The organism is Jiangella alba, assembly GCF_900106035.1.
GTDB classification, from domain to species: domain Bacteria; phylum Actinomycetota; class Actinomycetes; order Jiangellales; family Jiangellaceae; genus Jiangella; species Jiangella alba.
This window is the reverse complement of the sequence record NZ_FNUC01000003.1, coordinates 2,806,320-2,828,484: the sequence shown is the minus strand read 5'-3', so window position 1 is coordinate 2,828,484 and position 22,165 is coordinate 2,806,320. Positions and strand designations below refer to the sequence as shown.

The 22,165-nt window shown below is 74.4% G+C and carries 17 protein-coding genes and 1 pseudogene; 5 read left to right on the top strand and 13 right to left on the bottom strand.

From position 1 onward, the window contains the following. Position 1 precedes the first annotated feature (1 nt). Together BLV02_RS15435 and BLV02_RS15430 are read left to right on the top strand one after the other, a co-directional pair. Positions 2-478 carry an SRPBCC family protein gene (locus tag BLV02_RS15435; protein WP_069111806.1) on the top strand — a complete coding sequence of 159 codons (477 nt, stop codon included), beginning with the start codon at positions 2-4 and terminating at the stop codon, positions 476-478. Beyond that, a complete protein-coding gene (locus BLV02_RS15430; protein WP_069111807.1) occupies positions 478-1,098 on the top strand; it encodes a dihydrofolate reductase family protein in 621 nt (206 codons plus the stop codon). Before BLV02_RS15435 ends, BLV02_RS15430 begins: the two co-directional genes overlap by 1 nt. Here BLV02_RS15430 and BLV02_RS15425 read toward each other — a convergent pair. Genes BLV02_RS15425 through BLV02_RS15385 form a run of 8 tightly spaced genes read right to left on the bottom strand, consistent with a single transcriptional unit; the run spans position 1,095 to position 10,962 of the window. Next, entirely contained in the window at positions 1,095-1,892 is a 798-nt protein-coding gene (locus BLV02_RS15425; protein ID WP_069111808.1) for a carbon-nitrogen hydrolase family protein, read from the bottom strand. The genes BLV02_RS15430 and BLV02_RS15425 overlap by 4 nt on opposite strands. Further along, the gene (locus BLV02_RS15420; RefSeq protein ID WP_083288699.1) at positions 1,892-2,752 is read right to left on the bottom strand and encodes a fumarylacetoacetate hydrolase family protein; all 861 of its coding nucleotides are present in this window, start codon (positions 2,750-2,752) and stop codon (positions 1,892-1,894) included. The genes BLV02_RS15425 and BLV02_RS15420 overlap by 1 nt, the downstream gene beginning before the upstream one ends. After that, entirely contained in the window at positions 2,752-4,557 is a 1,806-nt protein-coding gene (locus tag BLV02_RS35100; protein ID WP_176986523.1) for an amidohydrolase family protein, read from the bottom strand. Before BLV02_RS35100 ends, BLV02_RS15420 begins: the two co-directional genes overlap by 1 nt. An 8-nt stretch (positions 4,558-4,565) precedes the next feature. Further along, entirely contained in the window at positions 4,566-6,728 is a 2,163-nt protein-coding gene (locus tag BLV02_RS15405) for a hypothetical protein (RefSeq protein ID WP_069111809.1), read from the bottom strand. 1 nt (position 6,729) lies between these two features. Further along, complete coding sequence (locus BLV02_RS15400; RefSeq protein ID WP_069111810.1) at positions 6,730-7,641, bottom strand: carbohydrate ABC transporter permease; 912 nt, start codon at positions 7,639-7,641, stop codon at positions 6,730-6,732. Further along, positions 7,641-8,540 (bottom strand): carbohydrate ABC transporter permease, encoded by a 900-nt coding sequence (locus BLV02_RS15395; RefSeq protein WP_141711605.1) that lies wholly within the window; start codon positions 8,538-8,540, stop codon positions 7,641-7,643. Before BLV02_RS15395 ends, BLV02_RS15400 begins: the two co-directional genes overlap by 1 nt. A gap of 32 nt (positions 8,541-8,572) precedes the next feature. Next, a complete protein-coding gene (locus BLV02_RS15390) occupies positions 8,573-9,934 on the bottom strand; it encodes an ABC transporter substrate-binding protein (protein WP_069111812.1) in 1,362 nt (453 codons plus the stop codon). Then, on the bottom strand, positions 9,931-10,962 hold the full coding sequence (locus BLV02_RS15385; RefSeq protein WP_083288701.1) for a Gfo/Idh/MocA family protein: 1,032 nt from the start codon (positions 10,960-10,962) through the stop codon (positions 9,931-9,933). Before BLV02_RS15385 ends, BLV02_RS15390 begins: the two co-directional genes overlap by 4 nt. 189 nt (positions 10,963-11,151) lie before the next feature. Between BLV02_RS15385 and BLV02_RS15380 the strand changes: the two genes are divergently transcribed. Then, entirely contained in the window at positions 11,152-12,501 is a 1,350-nt protein-coding gene (locus tag BLV02_RS15380) for an aspartate aminotransferase family protein (protein ID WP_069111813.1), read from the top strand. 690 nt (positions 12,502-13,191) lie between these two features. After that, a complete protein-coding gene (locus tag BLV02_RS15375) occupies positions 13,192-14,514 on the top strand; it encodes a hypothetical protein (protein WP_069111814.1) in 1,323 nt (440 codons plus the stop codon). Positions 14,515-14,519: 5 nt separating this feature from the next. Here the strand turns inward: BLV02_RS15375 and BLV02_RS15370 are convergent, their stop codons facing one another. The 3 genes from BLV02_RS15370 to BLV02_RS15360 are packed head-to-tail and all read right to left on the bottom strand — an operon-like array spanning position 14,520 to position 18,846. Beyond that, positions 14,520-15,623, bottom strand: a complete 1,104-nt coding sequence (locus tag BLV02_RS15370) for a mandelate racemase/muconate lactonizing enzyme family protein (protein WP_069111815.1) — start codon at positions 15,621-15,623, stop codon at positions 14,520-14,522. Then, positions 15,620-17,275, bottom strand: coding sequence for a hypothetical protein (locus tag BLV02_RS15365; RefSeq protein WP_069111816.1), 1,656 nt, complete (start codon positions 17,273-17,275; stop codon positions 15,620-15,622). The genes BLV02_RS15370 and BLV02_RS15365 overlap by 4 nt, the downstream gene beginning before the upstream one ends. Beyond that, positions 17,272-18,846, bottom strand: a complete 1,575-nt coding sequence (locus BLV02_RS15360; protein ID WP_069111817.1) for a carboxypeptidase-like regulatory domain-containing protein — start codon at positions 18,844-18,846, stop codon at positions 17,272-17,274. The genes BLV02_RS15365 and BLV02_RS15360 overlap by 4 nt, the downstream gene beginning before the upstream one ends. A 38-nt stretch (positions 18,847-18,884) precedes the next feature. On the opposite strand from BLV02_RS15360, the gene BLV02_RS38565 reads away from it, so the two are divergent. After that, complete coding sequence (locus BLV02_RS38565; protein WP_083288731.1) at positions 18,885-19,697, top strand: AAC(3) family N-acetyltransferase; 813 nt, start codon at positions 18,885-18,887, stop codon at positions 19,695-19,697. Positions 19,698-19,835: 138 nt separating this feature from the next. On the opposite strand, the pseudogene BLV02_RS38560 reads toward BLV02_RS38565, so the two are convergent. Both BLV02_RS38560 and BLV02_RS15350 read right to left on the bottom strand, forming a co-directional pair. Continuing rightward, positions 19,836-21,134: pseudogene (locus BLV02_RS38560) on the bottom strand (DHA2 family efflux MFS transporter permease subunit); the annotation flags it as partial. Continuing rightward, entirely contained in the window at positions 21,131-22,072 is a 942-nt protein-coding gene (locus BLV02_RS15350; RefSeq protein ID WP_069111819.1) for a dihydrodipicolinate synthase family protein, read from the bottom strand. The pseudogene BLV02_RS38560 and the gene BLV02_RS15350, both read right to left, overlap by 4 nt. Between the last annotated feature and the right edge of the window lie 93 nt (positions 22,073-22,165).

The window sequence follows — 22,165 nt, the reverse complement described above, 5'->3', positions numbered from 1 at the left end:
CATGAGTGCGACGGCCGACCGCGAGATCGTCATCTCGCGGGTCATCGAGGCCCCGAGGGAGCTGGTGTTCGAGGCGTTCACCGAGGTCCGGCACCTGTCGCGGTGGTGGGGCCCGGCAGGGTTCAGCACCACCACGCGGGCGTTCGAGTTCCGCGTCGGCGGCGAGTGGCGGTTCGTGATGCACGGGCCGGACGGGACGGACTACGCCGAGTGGATCTCCTGGACCTCGATCACGCCGCCGGAGCGGATCGAGTTCCGCCACGGCGAGTCCCGCGACGACCCGAACGCCTTCGTGTCGGTCCTGACGTTCGAGCCCGACGGCGCGGCGACCCGCATCGAGCTGCGCACGGTGTTCCGCACCCAGGAGCAGCGCGACGAGGCGGTCGCGAAGTACCACGCGATCGAGGGCGGCCGGCAGACCCTGGACAACCTGGCCGGCTACGTCGCGGAGACCGTTCGGAAGGGAGCGCGGAGCTGATGGCCGGGACGGTGTTCTTCAGCGTGTCGATGTCGCTGGACGGGTTCATCGCGCCCCAGAGCCTCGACGACCTGATGGGACGGCAGTGGGTGGAGCTGCAGCGGTGGGCGTTCCCGCTGCGGTTCTTCCGGGAGAACCTGAAGCTCGGCGAGGGCGGTGAGCAGGGACGCGACAACGACATCGCGCGGGAGACCTTCGAGCGCACCGGCGCGAGCGTCATGGGCAAGCGGATGTTCGACGCCGGCGAGCGGATGTGGCCCGAGGAGGCGCCGTTCCACACGCCGGTCTTCGTCGTCACGCACCAGCGGCGTGACCCCTGGGTGCGGCCGGGCGGCACCACCTTCCACTTCGTCAACGACGGCATCGAGGCTGCGCTCGAGCAGGCCCGCGCGGCCGCCGGCGACCGGGACGTCCGCATCGCGGGCGGCGGCACGACGATCCTGCAGTACCTGAACGCCGGGCTGGTCGACGAGTTCTCGATCGCGCTGGCACCCGTGCTCTTCGGCGCCGGAGTTCGCCTGTTCGAGGGCGTCGACGCGGGCCGCGTGGCCCTCGAGCCGGTCCGCGCGGAACCGTCCCCGAGAGTGACGCACCTGACCTACGCCGTCCGGGAGCGCTAGCCGTACAGCTCCGGGCGGCGGTCGGCGCGGTAGGTGGCGAGGCCGGACCAGCGGCGGGCGTCGGCGTCGTCGGTGACGAGATCCGCGACGGCGAGGCCTTCGGCGGCGTCGAGGGAGGCGAGGACGCGGCCGGACGGGCCGGCGATGGTGGAGTGGCCGATGCTGGTGAAGCCGCCACCCGAGCCGGCCAGGCACGACATCACCACCGGCACGCCGTTCTCCAGGGCCCGCACCCGCGCCAGCGACCGCACCATCGGCCCGTCCCAGCCCATGCCGGTCTGCCACGGGTCGGTGATCCAGTTGGTCGCGTTGACGATCATCGACGCGCCGGCGTCGACGAGGGCGCGGACGTACTCGGGGAAGATCAGGTCGTAGCAGACCGTCAGCCCGAGCCGGCCCACCGCCGTGTCGACGACGACGGGCGCCGAGCCGGCCGCGTACACCGTCCGTTCCGTGCTGAACAGGTGCGCCTTCCGGTACGTCGCCAGCCGCGCGCCGTCGGGGCCGAACAGCGACAGCGCGTCGTAGAGGTCGTCGCCCGCCGACTCGATGTGGCCGGCGGCGAGGAACACGCCCAGGGAGGCGGCGAGCGGGCCCAGGGCGTCGGCGGGCCCGGCCACGGCGAGGGCGTCGGCGCGGGAGAACGGGTACCCGGTCACCGCGCACTCGGGGAACACCACCAGCGACGCGCCGGCCGCGGCGGCCGCGCGGGCCTGCGCCGCCATCGCGTCCAGGTTGGCCGGGACCGCGCCCAGGACCGGAGCGACCTGGGCGCAGGCGACCGCGACGGGCATCAGGCGGGGACGGCGGCGCGGTCGTACGCGACCGGGTTGACCAGCGAGCCGACGCCCTCGACGGTGGCCACCATGGTGCCTCCGTCGTCGACCCGGCCGATGCCGGACGGGGTGCCGGTGGCGATGATGTCGCCCGGCTCGAGGGTGATCCCGGCCGAGATGACGGAGATCAGCTCCGGCACGCCGAACACCATGTGCCGCGTGTTCGACGACTGGCGCAGCACGCCGTCGGTCGTCAAGGACAGGTCGAGGTCGCCGGGGTCGGCGATCTCGTCGGCCGTGACGAGGTACGGCCCGCACGGCGCGAACGTGTCGAAGCCCTTGCTGTGGTCCCACGGCTGGTTCTTCTCGATCGCGACCAGCTGGAGGTCGCGCGCCGTCATGTCGTTGAGGACGGTGTAGCCGGCGACGACGTCGCGCCAGTCGTCGACGGCGACGTCGCGGGCCCGGGTGCCGATGACGACGGCCAGCTCGACCTCGAAGTCCAGCCGCTCGGAGCGCGCGGGGCAGCGGACGGTCTCACCGTGGGGGAGCAGCGACGACGGCGGCTTGAAGAAGATCACCGGCTCGGCCGGGACGGCCTGGGCGCCCTCCTCGGCGTGCGCGACGTAGTTGAGGGCGACGCAGACGATCTTCTGCGGGCGGGCGACCGGCACCTCGAACCGCGCCGACGCCACCGGGATCCGCACGCCGGACGCCTCGAGCGACGCCGCGGCGTCCGCCAGCCCGGGTGTCGCTGCCAGCGCGACCAGGTCGTCCCCGGCCGCGCCGGCGACGGGCGTCAGGTCGAGCAGTGTCTCGTCGTCGATGCGGACGGCGGGGACGACGCCGGCGTCGGTGCGGATACGGCAGAGGAACATCAGTGACCTCCAAGCAGGAACGGAGAAGGCAGCCCGAGCACCCGGCGGGCGTTGCCGCCGAGCACGAGGGCCAGATCGGCCGGGTCGAGACCGGCGCCGAGCACCCGCCCGACGCCGTACCGGGGATCGATGAGGCAGGCGTCGGTGCCGTGCAGCACCCGGCCGGCGCCGAGGGCCGCGACGAGGCGGCGCAGCCACCGGCCGGTCATCCAGGAGCCGCAGGTCTCGGCCAGGATGGACGGGTGCCGCAGCCCGACGTCGATGGTGCGGCGGAAGCCGTCGACGGTGGCGCCCGAGTGGCCGACGATCAGCGGCAGCTCCGGGTGCCGCGCGGCGACGTGGCCGAACAGCAGCGGGTCGCTGTGCGTGGTCCCGGCGAACCCGTGCGCCAGCACCGGCACCGACGCGTTCTGGGCCAGGCGCCACACCCAGTCGTACCGGGCGTCGTCGATCGGGCAGTCGTGGGTGTCGGGGTGCACCTTGAAGCCGCGCACGAGCGGCGAGCGCAGCTGCTCGGCCAGCACCTCGGCGTCCTGCGGCCGGTTCGGGTTCGCGACCAGCCACACGGAGAGCCGGTCCGGATGGGCGGCCGCGGCGGCCAGCGCGGCGGCGTTCCCGGCGGGCGCGTCGCCACCCCAGATGGCGCTCAGGTGCGAGATGACCGCGTGCCGGGTGCCGATGCGGTCGTACGCGGCCAGCAGCGTGTCCGCGTCGGGGTGCGGCAGCCACGACGACGGCCAGCGGCCCAGATGAGCGTGCGCGTCGACGATGTCCGGCAGCTCGGCCGCGCCGCTCGGGAGCTGGGCCGCGCCGCTCGGGAGCTGGGCCGCGCCGCTCGGGAGCTGGGCCGCGCCGCTCGGGAGCTGGGCCGCGCCGCTCGGGAGCTGGGCCGCGCCGCTCGGGAGGTCGGCCGCGCCGTCCGGGAGGTGGGTGGTCGCGTGAAGCGGTTCGGCTGTGGTAGCTGGACCCCTCCCGGCCGGGAGGGCACCCACCCTACGGGCGGGCTGTGTCAACGTGGCGTGAACGGCGGCGGGGGTGGCCGGAGCGGCGGGAACGGCGGCGGGGGTGGCCGGAGCGGCGGGAACGGCGGCCGGGGCCTCGGCGAGGCCGAGCAGCCGGGCGGCTGTCCCGCCGGCCACCGTCGCCCGGTCGTCCGCCGACAGCGCCGAGCGCTCCAGCAGGAACGACGGCGCCGCGTCGTCGCGGACGGGGGCACCGGTGCCGAACAGCAGCCGCGACGCACCGTAGCGGGCGGCCAGCAGCTCCAGTCCGTCCAGTGCGGCGAGGTAGGAGAGGTCGACGTGCAGGCGGGGGTGGCGGTCGAGGACGGGCAGCGCCTGCCGCAGCGTTCGGTACCCGATCCCGCAGACCACGACGTCGACGGAGGGGAGGGCGGCACAGAGGGCGTCGATCCCGGACCAGTCGGTCTCCTCGAGGTCCACGAACACGGGGAGACCGGCCCGCCGCAGCACGTCTTGCAGCGAGCCGGCCTCCGGTCCCGTGAGACTCCACCCGTGCCGCGCCGGCAGCAGCCACACCGCGCGCACCGCCGCGGGCAGCGGGCCGTGCTCGCCCGCGTCCAGCGGCCCGAGCACGAACGCCGGCAGCAGCTGCGGCTCCGACGCCACGGCCGCCAGCAGCGACGCGTTGCCGGACGCGGCGTCGTACGTGACGGCCTCCGCCGACCGCACGACGGCGTGGGACAGGCCGAACCGGTCGAGGTGGCGCGACACGTCCGCCACGGACCACGAGGCGGACGCGTCGGACGGCCAGGGCCCGACGACGACGTTGGCGTCGATCCGCACGGGCCCGCTCATCCGGCGTCCGGCAGGTCGGTGAGCAGGCCGGCCTCGTGCGCCCGCAGCAGGAACGGCAGGTGCCCGCGCCACTCGGCGACGTCGTTGCTCAACGCCGCAGCGGCGCCCCGCGGCCGGTACCAGCGCGACCCGCCGGCCAGCCCGGCCCGCAGGTACGCGTCGTCGCCGGTGGCGTCGAAGGCCAGCGCCAGCGCCTCGCGGATCAGCGCCGACCGGTTCGCCCACCGGTAGTCGAACCGGGACAGGTAGACGAAGCTGCCGTCGCGGTTGCGCCCGAGCGTCAGCAGCGCCCGCGCCCCGGCCTCGAACGCCGCGCCGATCTCGGGAGACGGTGACAGCGCCTGCAGCCGGGCCAGCCCGATCAGCAGGACGGCGTTCTGCCAGGCGCAGTAGTCGTCGGCGAGGCCGAGGCGCATCAGCCAGCGTCCGTCCGGGTGCTGCGCGGCCACCGCCGCCTTCGCCGTCCGCTCCGCGGCGTCGACGTAGACCGGCGACCCCGTCGCGCCGGCCACCGCGGTCAGCGCCATCAGCGGCCAGCCGCTGTTGCGCGGCCCCGGCTCCGGCCGGGTCCAGCCGAGGTCGACGAGCCCGACGATGCAGTCGGCCACCTGCCGCGCGGCGTCGAGGTACCGGGTCTCGCCGGACAGCAGCCCGAACAGCACCAGGCCTTCGGTCCACAGGTGCCCGGTGTCGATCGACGTGCGCACCGGCCCCTCGGGCGTCCGCGCCGAGACGTAGTGCACGTGCGCCCGCCCGTGCGCGCGCAGCCCGCCGATCTCGTGCGGGTGGGCGCTGTGGTGGATGAGGTCGACGTCGCACAGGTGGTCGGCGTAGGCCTGGGCGGAGTCGTAGTACGCCCGCTCGCCGGAGCGCAGGTGGTGCAGCGCCAGCGCCAGCAGCGCGTCGTGCTCGTTGTTGGCGCTGTAGCCGGTGCGCGGGCCGGTCGTGATGCCCTGCACGCTGTCGCCGAAGTCGTGGAAGCCCAGCGACTGCCCGGACTGGTACCAGCCGGACAGCTCCTCGCGGATGTGCGACTCCAGGTTCGGGTAGCGCTCCGGCAGGTACGGCAGGTAGCCCGGCACGGCCGGGCCGGCGAGCGACGGCACCAGCGGCGAGTCCAGCACCGGCCCGGCCCGGCGGTCGTCGCCGCCGGTCAGCCGCAGCTGCCGGGTCTTCGCCGCGCCCTGCGTGAGCCGCAGCGCGCCCGCGTCGGGCGGCCAGAACCGGACGGTGACGCCGGACGGTGACACCGCGAGGTCACTCGGGTGGTTCTCGGCGAACCGGTGCACGGCGACGGTGACGTCGTCGCCGGACGGACGCTGCGCGACCAGCCAGTTCACCGCCTGACGGCCGTGCAGCTCGGCCCACTCCCAGCGGGTCCAGTAGTCCGGGTCGCTGGCGTCGCGCCAGTCCGACCCGCCCACCACCTGCGACGTCGCGAAGATGCCGCGCGGGTGGCCCTCGCCGCGGTGCTGGACGGCGTACGGCGGGGCGCCGCGGTGGGCGGCCCCGAAGACGCCGGTGACGGCGGTCGCGACCGGCCCGGTGTCCAGCTCGACGGCCCACGCGGCGACCTCGCTCTCGGCCGCGTCGTCGTCGTTGACCAGCCCGACGCAGAGGTCCACCGCGGCGGCGCCGGCTCGCGCCGTCAGCCGGGCCCGGAAGCCCCACGACGACCCGTACCGCCCGGTCAGCTCGACCTCCGCGAGCAGCGGACCGGCCTGCGTGACGGTGACGCCGCCGACCGGCACCACTGCGGCGTGCCGGACGCCGTCACCGTCGACCAGGACGACCGAGGCCGCGGGCACGCCCAGGGCGGGCACGGCGACGGTGAACGGGGCCAGCCCGAGCTCCGCCGTGACCACGCCCGTCGTCAGCGACAGCCCGGACACCCCGGCCGCGAGCGTCACGGCCGGCGGGGGACCAGCTTCACCCGCCGGCCGCACGACCACCTCCGCCGACGCCTGCGCGCCGACGGACACCGGGAACGCCAGCCCCACCCACCCGGCCCGCCGCCACAGCTCCTGGGACGGCACCACGGCGCCGTCCACCAGCACCGACACCAGCCCTGCGGCGGTGAACGGCACGCCGCACACCACCACCTCGCCGGACCGGGCGACGCCGATCTCCTCGCTGACGTTCAGCCGTACGTCGGTCATCTCAGCCCTTCAACGCGCCGACACTGACGCCCCGCGCGATGCGTTCCTGCGCGAAGGCGAAGAGCACGAGCATCGGGATCATGGTGATCACGAGGCCCGCGAACAGCTGCACCCAGTTCGCGCTGTACTGCGCGTTCACCGACAGGCCGAGCAGGCCGACGGGGATCGTCTGCTGCTGCGGGTCGGTGAGGAACACCAGGGCGAAGAAGAACTCGTTCCAGATCGTCAGCGTGTTCAGCAGCGCCACGCTGGCGACCGCCGGCGACACCTGCGGCAGCACGACGGAGAAGAACGTGCGGGTCGGCGAGGCGCCGTCCATGCACGCGGCCTCCTCCAGTTCCTTCGGCAGCGACTGGAAGAAGCTGCTCAGCAGGTAGATGCTGAACGGGATCTGGGTGGCGATGTACACCAGCACCAGCCCGTGCAGTGAGCCGAGCAGCCCGAGGTTCCGGAGCAGGAAGTACAGCGGCACGATCACCAGGAAGGCCGGCATCATCAGGCCGCTGAGGAAGATCAGCCGCACCACCGACCGGCCCGGGAAGTCGACCCTGGCCAGCACGTACGCCGCCATCACCGCGAACAGCAGGCTCACCCCGACGCTGGTGACCGTCACGTAGAGGCTGTTGAGGAAGAACCGGCTGATCTGCGCGCCGTTCCACGCCTCGGCGTAGTTGCCGAACTGCGGGTCCTGCGGCAGCGACCACGGGCTGCTGGAGAAGAACTCCGGGTTCGTCTTCAGCGACACCATGACGCACCAGACGAACGCGCTGACCGAGGTCAGGCAGTACGACACCAGCGCGAGGTGGCTGAGCAGCCGGCCCGGCCGGACCGGTGGCCGGCGCCGCGGCGACGACGGCGCCGGCGGGGGAGCGGTGGTGACGGCGGCCGGCGGGGTAGCGGTCGGGGTCGTCATCAGTACTGCTCGCTTTCGCGCCGGGTGAGCCGCTGGGAGAGCAGCGTGAGGACGAGGATCGCCGCGAACAGCACGACGGCGATGGCCGCGGCGTAGCCGAACTCGGACGACGCGAACGCGACCTTGTAGAGGTAGGTGCCGATCACCTCGGTGGCGCGCAGCGGGCCGCCGTTCGTCATCGCGATGATGAACGCGAACGTCTGCAGGCCCTGGATCATCCAGAGGATCAGCAGCGTCCGGGTGACCTCCCACATCAGCGGCCAGACGACGTGCCGGAACACCTGGAACGAGCTGGCGCCGTCGAGCGTCGCGGCCTCCTTGAGCTCGGCCGGGACCCGCTCGGCGGCGGCCGCGAAGAACATCATCCACAGCCCGATGCCGTGCCAGACCGTCGCCAGCACCACCATGAGCATCGCCGTCGACGGGCGGCCGAGCAGTTCCACCGACGCGAGCGAGTCCAGCCCGATCGCGCGCAGCACGCTCTGCACCGCGCCGAAGTTCGGGTCGACCAGGAACTTCCACAGCAGCGCGGCGGTGGTGACGGACAGCGCGACCGGCGCCAGGATGAGGAACCGGTACACCCGGCCCAGCCGCATCCGCTGCGTCACGTACCCGAAGAACATCGCGCCGGGGAACAGCACCAGCGCGCCGAGCACGGTGAACACGATCGTGTGCGTGATCGTGCTGCTGAACAGCGAGTCCTCGGTGAGCCGGGTGAAGTTGGCCGCGCCGGCCCACTCCGGTGCGTTCACGCCGTCCCACTCGGTCAGCGCGACGTAGAACGTCGTGAACGCCGGGTAGAGCATGAACAGCGCGTACAGCACCAGAGCGGGCAGGAGGAACGGCACCACGAGTCGGCGGCGTTGTCGCTCGAGCAGGTTGGGCCGGCTGCGTGGCACCGTTTCTCCTCTCCGCGGGGTACGGGCGGCGGTCAGCCCGCGGCCGACTGCAGGCCGTCGGACATCTGGCTGAGCATGGTGGCGCCGTCGATCTCGCCGAAGAACAGCTGCGCGATCGGTTGCTGGTAGGCGTTCTGGACCTCCTGGCTCTGCGCCAGGATGCCCATGTACGACGGGGCGAACGCGGCGCCCTCCTCCAGCATGGCGGTGACGTCCTCGAAGCCCTCCGGCGCGGCGATGCCGGTGTAGGCGGAGATGCCGCCGGTGTTCTCGACGTACGCGGTCTGGTTCTCCGGCTCTGCGACGAACTGCAGCCACGCCACGGCGGCGTCGGGGTTCTCGCCGTCCTTCGCGACGATCTGCCCGTTGGTGCCGCCGAACAGGCCGTCCTGGTCGCCGCTGCCGCCGTCGACCGTCGGGAACGCGAACGTGCCGACCTCGAAGCCCTCGGGGATGGCGGCGGCCATCTCGCCGATCAGCCACGAGCCCATGAGGATCATCGCCGCGTCGCCCTGGAAGAACGACATCTGCGCCGAGGTGAAGTCGACGCCGCGGAAGCCGTCGAGGAAGTACCCGCTCGACGTCAGCCGCTCCAGGTCGGCGGCGGCCTCGGCGGCGCCGGGCAGCGACGCCAGCTCCACCTCGCCGGCGATGGCCTGCTGCAGGCCCTCCAGCCCGATGTGGCGCAGCGCCAGGTAGTCCCAGTACATCTGCAGGTATGGCAGGAACGTGCCGGTGACGGTGAACGGCGCGACGCCGGCCGCCTTCAGCGTGTCGGCCGCGGCGACGAGGTCCTCGAAGGTCTGCGGCGGCTCGATGCCGTGCTCGGCGAAGAGCGCGGCGTTGTAGAAGAACTGCAGCGTGGTCACCGACTCGGGCGCGCTGTAGATGGTGTCGTCGACGCTGAGCAGCGGCAGCACGCCGGGCAGGATCGCCTCCTCCCAGCTGCCGTCGTAGCCCTCCAGCGGCTGCTGCATGGCGTCGGCCAGCGGCAGCACCTGGCCGGCCGACACCCACGGGCCGCCGTCGGGCGCGGACGCGTCGAGGAAGCCGTAGTTGACGTCCGGCGGGTCGCCGGCGCGCCAGCGGGCCTCGATCTGCGGCACGTCCTGGCCGCCGCCGAAGGTGAGGGTGACGTCGACGCCGGGGTGCCGCGTCTCGAACTCCTCGGCCAGGCCGCTGAGCCGTTCGAAGTCGGGCGAGCCCTCGGGGTAGAAGCTGACGACCTCGAGCGGGCCGGTGATCTCGGCCGCGGCGTCGCCGCTGGCCTCACCGCCGCCGGTGCTCTCGGTCTCCGGCTCGTCGCCGTCGTCGGAGCCGGTGATGCAGGCCGTCAGGCTCAGCATGACGGCGGTCGCCACGGCGGTGGCGCGGAGGAGCGAACGTGTCTTCATGAGTTGGACTCCACGGTGAGGTCGACCGGCCGGCCGGAACGCCAGGACCGGTCGATGGCGGCGAGGACCTCGGTGACGTGCACCGAGCTGTCGATCGACACGATCGGCGGGGTGCCGTCCAGCACGGCGTCGACGAAGTGTTCGACGGCGCCGGCGATCGAGCCGGACGGCTTGCCGCCGACCCGGCCCGCGAGCTGGTTGCGAGGATAGGCGAACGACTCGTGGGTGGCGATCTCGATCTGCTCGTGCTTGCGGTCCAGGTGGATCACCGCGTCGCTGAAGATCAGCTCGAGGAACGAGTCGGTCATGGTGGGGAACGTGTCGGGGTAGATCCAGCAGGCCTCGACGGTGACGACGGCGCCGCCGGCCAGCCGCAGCTGGGCCTGGACGGCGTCGGGGGTCTCGATGCCGCGGTCGCGGAGCACGCCGTGCACCGCGGTCGCGTAGACCTCGACCACGTGGTCGTCGAAGCACCACAGGATGAGGTCGAGGTCGTGCCCGGACAGGAACAGCGACGGCGAGGTCTGGTCGGCCCAGTCCAGCATCTGCGTCGGCACGTAGATCGTGTCGTTCTTCCGGGCGTAGGCCAGCACCGGCGCGCCCAGGGCGCCGCCGGCCGCCCGCTCGTGCGCCTGCCAGTAGGCCGGCACCCAGCGGTGGTTGTAGAGCGTCATCGCGGTGACCCCGGCCGATCGCGCCGCGTCGCGGATGCGGCGGGCGTCGTCGGCGGTGGTGGCCAGCGGCTTCTCGATCAGCACCGACTTGCCGGCCTCGATGGCGGCGAGCGCGGCCGCGGCGTGCGCGTGGTCGGGAGTGGCGACGAGGACGGCGCCGACGGCGTCGTCGGCGAGCAGCTCGGCCAGGTCGCCGTGCACCGGCGCCGGGCCGAACTCGTCCAGGCCGGTGACGGCCGAGGGGTCGCGGCTGCTCCATCCGGCCACGCGGCTGCGATGGTAGGCGGCGAGCACGGCGGCGTGCTGGCGGGCCATGATGCCCGTCCCCACGATGCCCATGCCGAGCTGGTCCACGATGGGTCGTCCTCCCCGTTGGTTGTGCGGCGGAGCCGTCACGCTAGGGGCCGCACGACGGCGCCAGCAAGCGCGGTTCGTGTCGTCCGGGGCCCGTAGTTGTCCTGTTGCGCCGTGCCGGCGGCGTGCGGTTGACACGCCTGTGACGAGGGACTCTACGGTCGGACGACCGCAGAACGAGGAGGATCGATGACGAACCCCACCGTCGCCGCAGGTACCCGCACGCCACTGCGGCGCGGCGCCGAGCTGGCCGCCCGCGCGAGCCGCGTGCTGCCCGCCGGCGTGTCCAGCGACGCCCGGCGTGGCCTGCCCGAGCCGGTCTACGTCGACCACGCCGCCGGCGCGCACCTGACCGACGTCGACGGCAACGACTACGTCGACTACGTGCTCGGCCAGGGCCCGATGATCCTGGGCCACAGCGCGCCCGAGGTGGTCGAGGCCGTCACCCGGCAGGTGGCCCGCGGCCAGGCGTACGCCGGCCAGCACCCGCTGGAGATCGAGGCGGCCGAGCTGGTGCAGGCGATGGTGCCGGGCGCCGACCTGGTGCGGTTCAACACCGTCGGCTCCGAGGCGGTCATCGGCGCGTGGCGGCTGGCCCGCGGCCTCACCGGCCGGCAGAAGATCCTCAAGTTCGAGGGGCACTACCACGGCTGGCTCGACGCCGCGCTGTGGAGCCTGCACCCGCCGGTCGAGGCGGCCGGCCCGCGGGAGGCGCCGGTGGCCGTCGCCGCGAGCGGCGGCCAGCAGGCCAGCGCCGCCGCCGACCTCGTGCTGGCGCCCTGGAACGACCTCGACGCGTTCACCGCGCTGCTGGCCGCGCACCGCGACGAGATCGCGGCGGTCGTCATGGAGCCGCTGCTGTGCAACACCGGCTGCATCGCGCCGGTGCCGGGCTTCCTCGAGGCGGTGCGCGAGCAGACCTCCGCCGCCGGGGCGCTGCTGGTGTTCGACGAGGTCATCACCGGGTTCCGGCTGGCCCGCGGTGGAGCGCAGGAGTGGTTCGGCGTGGTGCCCGACCTCGCGGTCTACGGCAAGGCGATCGCCGGCGGGCTGCCGGTGGCCGCGATCGCCGGGCGCGCCGAGGTGATGGACCAGATCACGGCCGGCACCGTCGGGCACGCCGGCACCTTCAACAGCAACCCGATCGGCATGGCCGCCACCGTCGCGACACTCGGCCGGCTGCAGCGCGACGGCGACGAGCTGTACCCGCGGCTGCGCACGCTGGGCGGGCGGCTGATGGACGGCATCCGCTCCGCCGCCGCCGACGCGGGGGTCCCGATGCTCGTCGACGGACCCGGTCCGGTCTTCCAGACCTACCTGACCAGCGCCGACGCCGTGCGCGACTACCGCGACTTCGCCGCCACCGACCGCGCCGGCATGGCCCGCCTGCACGCCGCGCTGCTGCGTCGCGGCGTCAACATCGTGCCGCGCGGCCTGTGGTTCCTCTCCGCCGCCCACACCGACGACGACGTCGACCGCACCCTCGAGGTCGTCGCCGACATCCTCCGCGACGGGGAGTTCGACGACCTTCGCCGCTGAGTGCGGCACCTGTGTGTGGGGGTGGTGACGCTGGTGCCAACGGTTGGCGCTGGTGTCACCGCGCCCGGTCGGGCCTGGCCGGGGGTGGTGTGTGGCGGGGCGCTGGTCGGGTTGCGTGGCTGGGTGCGGCGCCTGTGTGTGGGGGTGGTGACGCTGGTGCCAACGGTTTGCGCTGGTGTCACCGCGCCCGGTCGGGCCTGGCCGGGGGTGGTGTGTGGCGGGGCGCTGGTCGGGTTGCGTGGCTGGGTGCGGCGCCTGTGTGTGGGGGTGGTGACGCTGGTGCCAACGGTTGGCGCTGGTGTCACCGCGTCCGGTCGGGTCCGGCCGGGGGTCCTCCGCGACGGGTAGCTCGGCGGGCTGCGCGGCTGGGCGCGGCACCTGTGTGCGGGGGTGGTGACGCTGGTGCCAACGGTTGGCGCTGGTGTCACCACGTCCGGTCGGGCCTGGCCGGGGGTCCTCCGCGACGGGGAGCTCGGCGGGCTGCGCGGCTGAGTACGGCACCTGTGTGCGGGGGTGGGGACGCTGGTGCCAACGGTTGGCGCTGGTGTCACCACCCCCGATCGCATCTCCGCACCCGCGACGGGCCGGGCCGGCCGGGCAAGATCGGGGGTCGGGAGGGCAAGCAGGCGTCCTGCCGGGACGGCGACGGATCCCTAGCGTCGGGGGCACCAACGACACCAGGGAGCCGCCATGCCCAAGCACCGTTCCCGCCTGCTCGCCGCCGCCACGGTGGCCGCCGTCCTCGCCGGGGCCGGCGGAGCCGCGGCCGGCGGAGTCGCGGCCGCCGATCCCGATCCGCCCGCCGTCGTCCGCGCGTCCGTCGTCTCCGACGACCTGGCCGTGACGAACGTCGTGCCGACGTGGGGCGCGCAGATCCCGAAGGTCGTCTACGACGGCCACTTCTACTACGCCGCGACGCTGGACGGCGACGGCGCGCAGTACCCGTGGTCGGCGCAGGTGTGGCGGTCGCGCAACGGCACCCTCTGGACGCCCGTCCTGCGGCTGCCGGGGCACGTCTACCAGCCGGTCGGCCTGCTCGTCGACGGCGAGGGCGACCTGCACCTGCAGGTGGCCTGCTACACCGGCGCCGAGTGCTACCCGGGGGTCGAGCCGGCGCCGGGCGGCGACCTCGCCGCCGTGTACCCGGTGCGGGTGGAGTTCACCGACCGCGACCCCGACGGCTCGATCGACTTCGCCGACTTCACCGACCACACCGTCCGGGCCGCCGGCAGCGAGCGGTACTACCAGGGCATGGCGGTCGACCCGACCGGCCGGTTCCTGTACTCGGCGTACGCCGTCGACGGCTGGGACCTGTGGATCAACGTGTTCGACACCGTCACCGGCGAGGACGTGCACACCAGCGAGGTCGGCAGCCCGCCGGCCGGCCGCGCCTGGCTGTACCCGCGGGTGCAGCCGGGAACGGCGCCGGGGGAGGTGTCGCTGAGCTTCAGCCAGTACGTGCTCGGCACGCCGAACTCCGCCTACCTGGACGCGGCGCTGCTGTTCTCGTCCGACGACGGCGGCCGCACGTTCGCCCACCAGGAGGTGCTGACGTCGAACCCGGCGCCGGACGGCGACGGCAACTGGGTCGACGCGTCCGACCTCACCGTCGGGCCGGACGGCGACATCCACACCGTCTTCTACCGGCGCGACGGCGGCGTCGGCACGCTCTACTACCAGCGTGGCCTGGACGGCGACCCGGTCGCGGTCGGCGGGCTGGACAACCACTCGCAGATCCTCGTCGGCCCGGACGGGAAGATCAGCGTGTTCTCCAGTGAGGGCGCCGCGCTCGTGGTCGCCACCAGCACCGACGGCGTCGACTGGTCCATCGAGCGGCACACGATCCCCGGCGTCGCCGGCGCGTACTGGCCGAACCTGCTCAGCGCCCGGCAGGGCAGCCGGGTGCCGCCCGGGTTCGACAGCCGGCGGCCGACCGTCGGCATGCTGATGGCCGGCCAGACCAGCGGTGACCCGGCGTTCCACCCGCTGCTGTTCGTCCGCTACAAGGACTGACCGCGTCAACAGCGCATCGCCTCGACGGCCTCGGGGTCGATCTCGACCCCGAGGCCCGGGCGGTCCGGCGGCACCAGCACGCCACCGGCGATGACCGGCGGCTCGGCCACGATGTCGCGGACGTAGCGCAGCGGCCCGACCACGTCGGACTCGTAGGCCAGGTTCGCGACGGCGACGCCGACGTGTGCGCAGGCGGCGGTCGCGAGGCCCAGCTCGCACTGGCTGCCCAGCAGGCCGGTCAGCCCGGCGGCCTCGGCGGCGGCGAACGCCTTCACCGCCTGCAGTGGCCCGCCCATCTCCGTCACGTACACGTTGAGCACGTCAGCGGCGCCGCGGCGGACGATCTCGCCGATGTCGCGCAGCTCCCAGCAGGACTCGTCCAGCAGCAGCGGCGTCTCCAGCCGGTCCCGCAGCCGGGCCAGCTCGTCGAGGTCGCGCGGCGGCAGCGGCTGCTCGATCAGCTGCAGCCCGTGCCGCTCCAGCGGCCGCAGCGCGACCAGCGCCTGGGTGGCGCTGGTGTAGGCCATGTTCGCGTCGACCTTGATCGCGATCTCGTCGCCGACGGCCGCCCGCACGGCCGCGACCACGGTGTCGTCGGTGCGGCCGGGCCGGCCGATCTTGAGCTTGACGGCGGGGAAGCCGGCGGCGACCGCCTCCTCGGCGGCGGCGACGGTGGCCTCGACGGAGCCCCACGGGATCGGCCAGGCCACCGGGACGGCGTCGCGGGCGCGGCCGCCGAGCAGCTGGTAGGCGGGCAGCTCGAACGCCTTGCCGGCCACGTCCAGCAGCGCCATCTCGACGCCGGCCCGGGCCGCGTGCCCGCCGTCCATCGGCAGCGGCAGCCGCGCCTGCATGGCGGCGGCGCAGCGCGGCAGGTCGCGCGGGTCCAGGCCGATGACCGCGGGACCGAGGATCAGCTCGACGTCCTGGCACAGGCCGCGGCCGACGCGGCCCCACGACATCGCGATCTCGCCCCAGCCGGTCAGCCCCTCGTCGGTCTCGACGCGCACGACGCCGAACTCCGACACGTCGATGGCGCCCTGCGTCGCCACCATCGGGGTGATCCGCTGCGCGCGGATCGGGATGGCCGTCACCGAGGTGATCTTCATGCGGGGTCCTCCAGTCGCCGGGCGTCGTCGGTCCGATCCTGCCGGTCCCGGCCGGATGCGCCAGGCCGGTTCTTGCCCAGTCGCAGCGCCACCTCGATCCGGCCCGCGTCCGGCCGCACGGCCGCGACGGGGTAGGCGCGCGGGTCGGTCTCGACGACGTCCAGCAGGCCGTAGCCGGCCCGCAGGTCCGGGCGGTAGCCGCCGGGTGTCACGCCGGTGACGGTGCCAAGGGTGACGGCGGGCGTGGCCGGGGTGCCCCACCACCAGCGCCGCGGCACGCCGTCGAGCCGGACGACGGTGACGGCGCGGCGGCGCCGGTCCAGGGTGAGCCGCAGCAGTGGCCGGCCGGTCTCGTCCGTGCCGGTGACGACCGCCGCGTAGCCGATCTCGGCCACCCGCAGCGCCGCCGGCTCCAGGCCGGCCGGCTCGGTGCGGTAGACGCCGGAGCCGGTGCGCCGCGACTCCTCGACGTCGACGACGGTCTCCGGCGTGAGGTCGGCGAACGCGCACTCGCCGCCGGCCCAGACGGTGACCTTGCCGCGGCGGACGGTGACGGCGACGGCGTCCGGGTCCCAGCCGGTGCGCACGTGCGCCTCGCCGAGCGCGGGGGAGTGCCAGCTCAGCGGGGCCGGTTCGGGCGCGCCGGCGGTGTCACCGGGGTGCCAGAGCGACGCGTACCCGCTCCAGGCCATCCGCAGCTGCTCGCCGCGGCGCGGCGTCCGGGCCGGCCAGACCTCCAGCCGCCCCGGCGCGGCCTCGCGGGCGGCGACGGCGGCCAGCCGCGGGTCCGAGCGCTCCCGGGCCAGCGCCGACAGCACCGCGCACATGCCGGTGCTCGGCCCGTAGTGCGGGTGTCCGTCCGCCGTCGCCGGCCGCGTCGGCAGGTAGATCGCCAGCCCGGGCGTCGGGTCCAGCGTGCGGGCGTGCGCCGTCAGCAGGTCGCGTCCGGTGACGTCGCGCAGCCGGTCGAGGAACTGCACCTGGCTGAGCACCGTCGACGCCCAGAACTCCATGCCCTCCGGCGCGCCGCCGTCCGGCGCCAGCGCGCCGGGCAGCAGGTGGTCGCGGAACTGCCGTTCGGCGTCGGCCACCCAGCCGGCCGCCTCGGGGACGCGGTCCAGCAGCGCCAGCGCGCCGATCCCGAACGCGGACCACTCGACGCTGGAGTGGTGCGGCGAGTGCCGGTCGGCGCCGGTGCCGACCGGGCCGCGGACCGGCGGCCGCCCGAACCAGTCCGCCGCCAGCGGCCGCAGGCAGTCCGCCAGCACCGCTGCGACCTCGTCGGCGGCCGGGCCCGGCAGCGTGTCGCGCAGCAGGTCGTACCCGGTGGCCAGCGCCTTGACGACGCGCGTCGTCGCGTAGGCGGTCCCGTAGTCCGGGGTGAGCTCGGCCTCCCGCCGCCACCGCCGGGCCGTGCCGACCAGCCGGGTCGCGGCCGCGTCCGTCGCCCACACCGAGCCGTCCAGACGCGCCGTCAGCGCGAGGTGCTCGAGGACGGCGGCGTCGGACATGACCGCCCAGAACCGGTCGTACAGGTTCTCGTACATCGGGTCGTCGGTCACCGGCGCGATCCAGTCGGCGTCGACCGGCCGCCCCGCCCACACCCGCGCGTCGGCCCGCAGGCCGTCGATCGCCCGGTCGCGCAGGCTCATCGGTCCGCCAGGAAGCGGTCCAGCACGTTGCGCGTCAGCGTCGAGACGACGTCGTCGGCCAGCAGCGCCATGACGTACGCGATCGAGCCGGTGGACACCACCTCGCCGCGGCCGAGCGCCGGCACGTGCACCAGGTGCGCGCCGCCGCCGTCGGCGTTCAGGCCGCGGGCCAGCAGCGTCGTGCCGGACGGCGAGTGCGGCGAGAGCTTGTCGGTCTCGTGGCCGGACGCGCCGCCGAGGATCCGCCCGTTCAGCGACCGTTCGCCGAACCGGGACCCGGCCGTGACGCCGGTCCCGGCGAACGCCCAGTGCGACGGCTCGACCACCTCGTACGGCGCCGCCGTCAGCAGGCCGCGCTGGTCGTAGCCGACGCCGAGCAGCGCGGCCTCGGGCTCGCGCCGGTGCGTGAACCGGCTCCAGTCCGGGCCGTCGCCGGGGCCGAGTCGCCGGGTGTCGCCGTTGTGCACGACCATCCGGTCGTCGTCGAGCAGCTCGACCTCGCAGTTGAGCCCGTTGCCGCCGAGGTGCAGCAGCCGGCCGCCCGCGTGCACCCAGTCGCGGACCTGCCGGAACATGCCGTACGTCCAGTACTCGGGGTGGCAGCCGAGCACCAGCACCCGGTAGGCGTCCAGTGGCAGCTCGCCGCGGTCCAGCCGCGACTCCGCGTACAGGTCGTAGCCGTAGCCCTGCCGCTCCAGCCAGGCCAGCAGCCGCCAGTCGGCCGCGGCCAGGTGGGCGCCGGGCCGGGTGGTCGTCGGGCCGTCCACGTCCTCGGCGAACGGGATGGACTGGTCCGGGTCGGGGCGGCGCAGCGACAGCGGCGGGTAGTGCTCGTCCTCCCATTCGCCGCGCTCCGGATGGGCGTAGAACGCGAGGTCCTGGCGCCGCGACACCGCCGGCGCGGGCGGCAGCCCGGCCGGGTTGAGGTAGTTGCTGCGCCCGCCGAACGAGTTGTACGCCGTCCAGGTCAGGTCGCTCGCCAGCACCGCTACCGGCGCCGCCGGTGCGGACGGCGAGACGATCCACGGCAGTCCGTGGAACCCGCCGCGGTCGTCGTCGACGTGCACGAAGTACAGGCCGCCGCGCTCCGGCGCGACCACCCGCTGGCCGGGGAACTCGCCCGGCGACCAGTCCACGCCGGACCCGGCGACGTCGCCGTCGGGCAGCGGGATCGCCGTGGCGCCCGGCTCGTGCTCGCCCATGCCCAGCGGCGCGACCTGCTCGCGCGCGGAACCGTAGCGCCAGAGCGACAGCCGGTACGGCCGCGGGCAGGACACCCGGAGCTCGGCCGTGCTCCCGGACGTCGCCTCCTTCGGCCAGACGAACCCGTAGGTGCGCTCGCCGAGCAGCCGGAACCGCACCGGCTCGGCCCCGGCGACGGCCGTCGTGCGCTTCGGGCCGTAGCCGTCGCGGGCCAGCACGACGTCGTACCGGCCGGGCGCCACGTCGGCGTCGATGCGGCCGCTCGCGCTGGACCGGCAGCTCACCGGCACGCCGTCGGTCCCGGTCAGCTCGACGGCGACGTCGGCGATGGCGACGTCGTTCTCGTCGCTGACGTACCCCACTAACATGTGCCCTCCGACATAGAACCTGGGTTCGAGGTGACGTGATGATCGCAGCGGTGACGGCGGCCGACGTGCAGGCCGCGGCGGGGCGGCTGGGGCTGGCGGGGCGGCCGGTCGGCCTGCACTCGTCGCTGTCGTCGTTCGGCCGGGTGAGCGGGGGAGCGGACGCCGTCGTCGACGGCCTGCTGGCGGACGGCGGCACGGTGCTCGTGCCCGCCCAGAGTCCGCAGTTCGCCGCGCCGCCGCCGGCCGGGCACGTCCCGATCCCGTACAACGGCGAGGACGACGGCATGATCCCGGCCACGTCGCCCGCCAGCGGGTACGACCCGGCGGGGAACGCCGTCGACCGGAGCATGGGCGCCATCTCGCGGGCCGTGCTCGCGCGGCCGGGCCGGGCCCGCGGCGCGAACGCGCTGTCGTCGTTCGCCGCCGTCGGGCCGCTGGCCGGCGCGCTGGTGGGCGGGCAGAGCGGTGAGGACGTGTTCGCGCCGCTGCGCGAGCTGGCCGCGCGCGACGGCGTCGTGCTGCTGGCCGGGGTCGGCCTGGACGCGATGACGCTGCTGCACGCCGCCGAGGAGGCCGTCGGCCTGACACCGGTGGTCCGCTGGGCCAGGGTGGCCGGCGTGGACGGTGTCGTGACGACGCGGCACGGCGGCTGCTCGCGCGGGTTCGAGCGGCTGGCGCCGGCGCTCGCCCAGCTGGAGCGCACCGGCGCCGTCGGCGCGAGCCGGTGGCGGGCGTACCCGGCGGCCCAGGCACTTGCGGCCGCGGCGGACGTGTTCCGGCGTGACCCCCTGGCCGGCGTCTGCGACGGTCCCGGCTGCGCGCGCTGCGCCGCCCGGCGGGCTCAGCACTGACCTGCGGGTGCGGGGCAGGAACAGGGCCGGGACGATCGACAGCACCACCAGGGCGACGGCCACCGCGTAGGTCGAGGCGAACGCCCGCGCCATCGCCGGCCGGTCGGCGGCGGACACGTCCAGCAGCCGGCTGGTCAGCAGCACCGACATGACGGCGGTCGCGACGGCCGCGCCGGTCTGCTGGACGATGGTGATGAGGGTGGAACCGCGGGCCACCTCGGCGTGGCGCAGGCTGGCCAGCGCCGCGGCCGTCAGCGGCAGCGTCGTCATCCCCAGGCCCAGCCCGACGACGGCCAGCGACCCCGCCAGCAGCGCGTACGAGGTGTCGGCCCGCACCTGGGCGAGCGTGGTCATGCCCAGCACGACCAGCGTCATGCCGCCGATCACCAGCCGCCGCGGGCCCACGCGGTCGGCGTAGCGGCCGCACACGATCATGGTGACGATGCCGGCGACGCTCTGCGGCGCCATCAGCAGCCCCGCGGCCAGCGCGCTCTCGCCGCGGACCATGACGAAGTAGCCGGGCAGCAGCAGCCCGGTGCCGGTGAACGCCACGAAGAACATCGCCAGGGTCACGGCTGCGACGGTCAGCTCCCGGTTGCGGAACATCCGCAGGTCGATCAGCGGATGGTCGGTACGCAGCGCGTGCCGGACGAACGCCACCACCAGCAGCACGCCGGCCACGGCCGGGGCCAGCACCGCGGCCGTGGCGAGCGAGCGCTGCCCCGGCGCGGACGACACCGCGAACAGCAGCGCCGCCAGGCCGGGGGAGAGCAGTGCCATCCCGGTGAAGTCGAAGCCGGCCGGGCGCTGGGGGCGGTCACGCGGCAGCACCCGGTACGCCGCCGCGAACGCGACGGCGACGAGCGGCAGCTCGGCGAGGAAGACCCAGTGCCAGGACGCGACCCCGAGCAGCCAGCCGGCCAGGATCGGCCCGGCGATCGCCCCGGTGGCCGCCGTCGCGAACAGGACCGCCGTGACGCGGCCGACCCGGCCCGGCCCGGCGGCATGGGTGGTGATCGTCATGGCGAGCGGCACCAACAGCCCGCCGCCGAGCCCCTGCAACGTCCGCGCGCCGATCAGCGCCCCGATGTCCCAGGCCAGGCCGCACAGCAGCGCGCCGGACCCGAACAGCGCCAGCGCGACCAGGTACAGCCGCCGGGCGCCGAACCGGTCCGTCGCCCAGCCGGTGAACGGGATGACGGCGGCGAGCGCGAGCGTGTAGGCGGTCATCGTCCAGGCGGCGGTGGCGACGGTCGTGCCGAACTCGGCCTGGAACGTCGGCAGCACGATGCTGACGGAGGCGATGTCGAGGTTGAGCATGACGGCGCCGACGATCGCGGTGCCGACCAGTCTCCGGGCGGACGGCGCCGGCTGGACGCGTCTGCGCTCGGGCGCCGGCGGGAGGCGGCGAGGCCGCCAGAGTCCTGATCTCGTCATCGAGGCGGAGCCCCGCTGACCGCGATACCGCGCAGCGCAGGGTTCTCCGTCATGATCCGCTCGAGCCTGGCCCGCTGCTCCGGCGTCAGCGGCAGCAGCGGCAGCCGGCAGTGCCCGCCGTGCTCGCCGCGCAGCTCCAGCATCGTCCGGTACAGCGCGAGGTCGCCGACCTGGCCGAGCGGGCGCCGGGTGTAGAGGTAGCGGTACTGGCGGATCGCCGCGGCCCACCGCCGCGCCGCCGCCAGGTCGCCGGCCCGCACCGCGTCGTACAGCGCCAGCGCCTCGGCCAGCGCGACGTTCAAGACGCCGCTGATCCACCCGTGCGCGCCCTCGGCCAGCCCGGACAGCGGCGCCATGAACCCGCCGTAGAACACGGCGAAGTCGGGCCCGGTCTCGTCGATCACCTCGGGCACCTGGTGGACGGTGGGGAAGGTGCTCTTCACGCCGTGGATGACGCCCTCGCGGTAGAGCATGCCGACGTCGACGGCGTCCAGTTCGGTGGTGCCGCTGTTGGCCGGGTTGTTGTAGAGCAGCACCGGCACCGGGCTGGCCGCGCCGACGGCACGGATGTGCGCCAGCACCTCCTCGCGGTGCGGGCGCATGTAGTAGGGGAGGATCACCAACACCGCGGCGGCGCCCTCGGCGGCCGCCGCCCGGGTCAGCTCGACGGACTCGGCGGTCGACGCGGTCCCGGTGCCGGCGACGACCGGTACCCGGCCGTCCGCCGCGGCGACCGCCGTCGCCACCAGCCGCACCTTCTCGTCGGGGGCCATGGCGACGAATTCGCCGCTGGTCCCGGCCACCACCAGACCGTGCGCACCCGCGTCGACCAGCGACGCCAGGTGGCGGTGCGTGGCCGGCTGGTCCAGCCGGCCGGCCTCGTCGAACATCGTCAGGCTCGCGGGGAACACCCCGGACAGGGAGAAGCCGTCGCTCATGTCGTAACCCAATCCTTACATAGGACCTATGTCAAGAGACTTGACTACACTTTGACGGGGAACCTAGGGTCCCGTCCATCCCCTCCGGCGGAT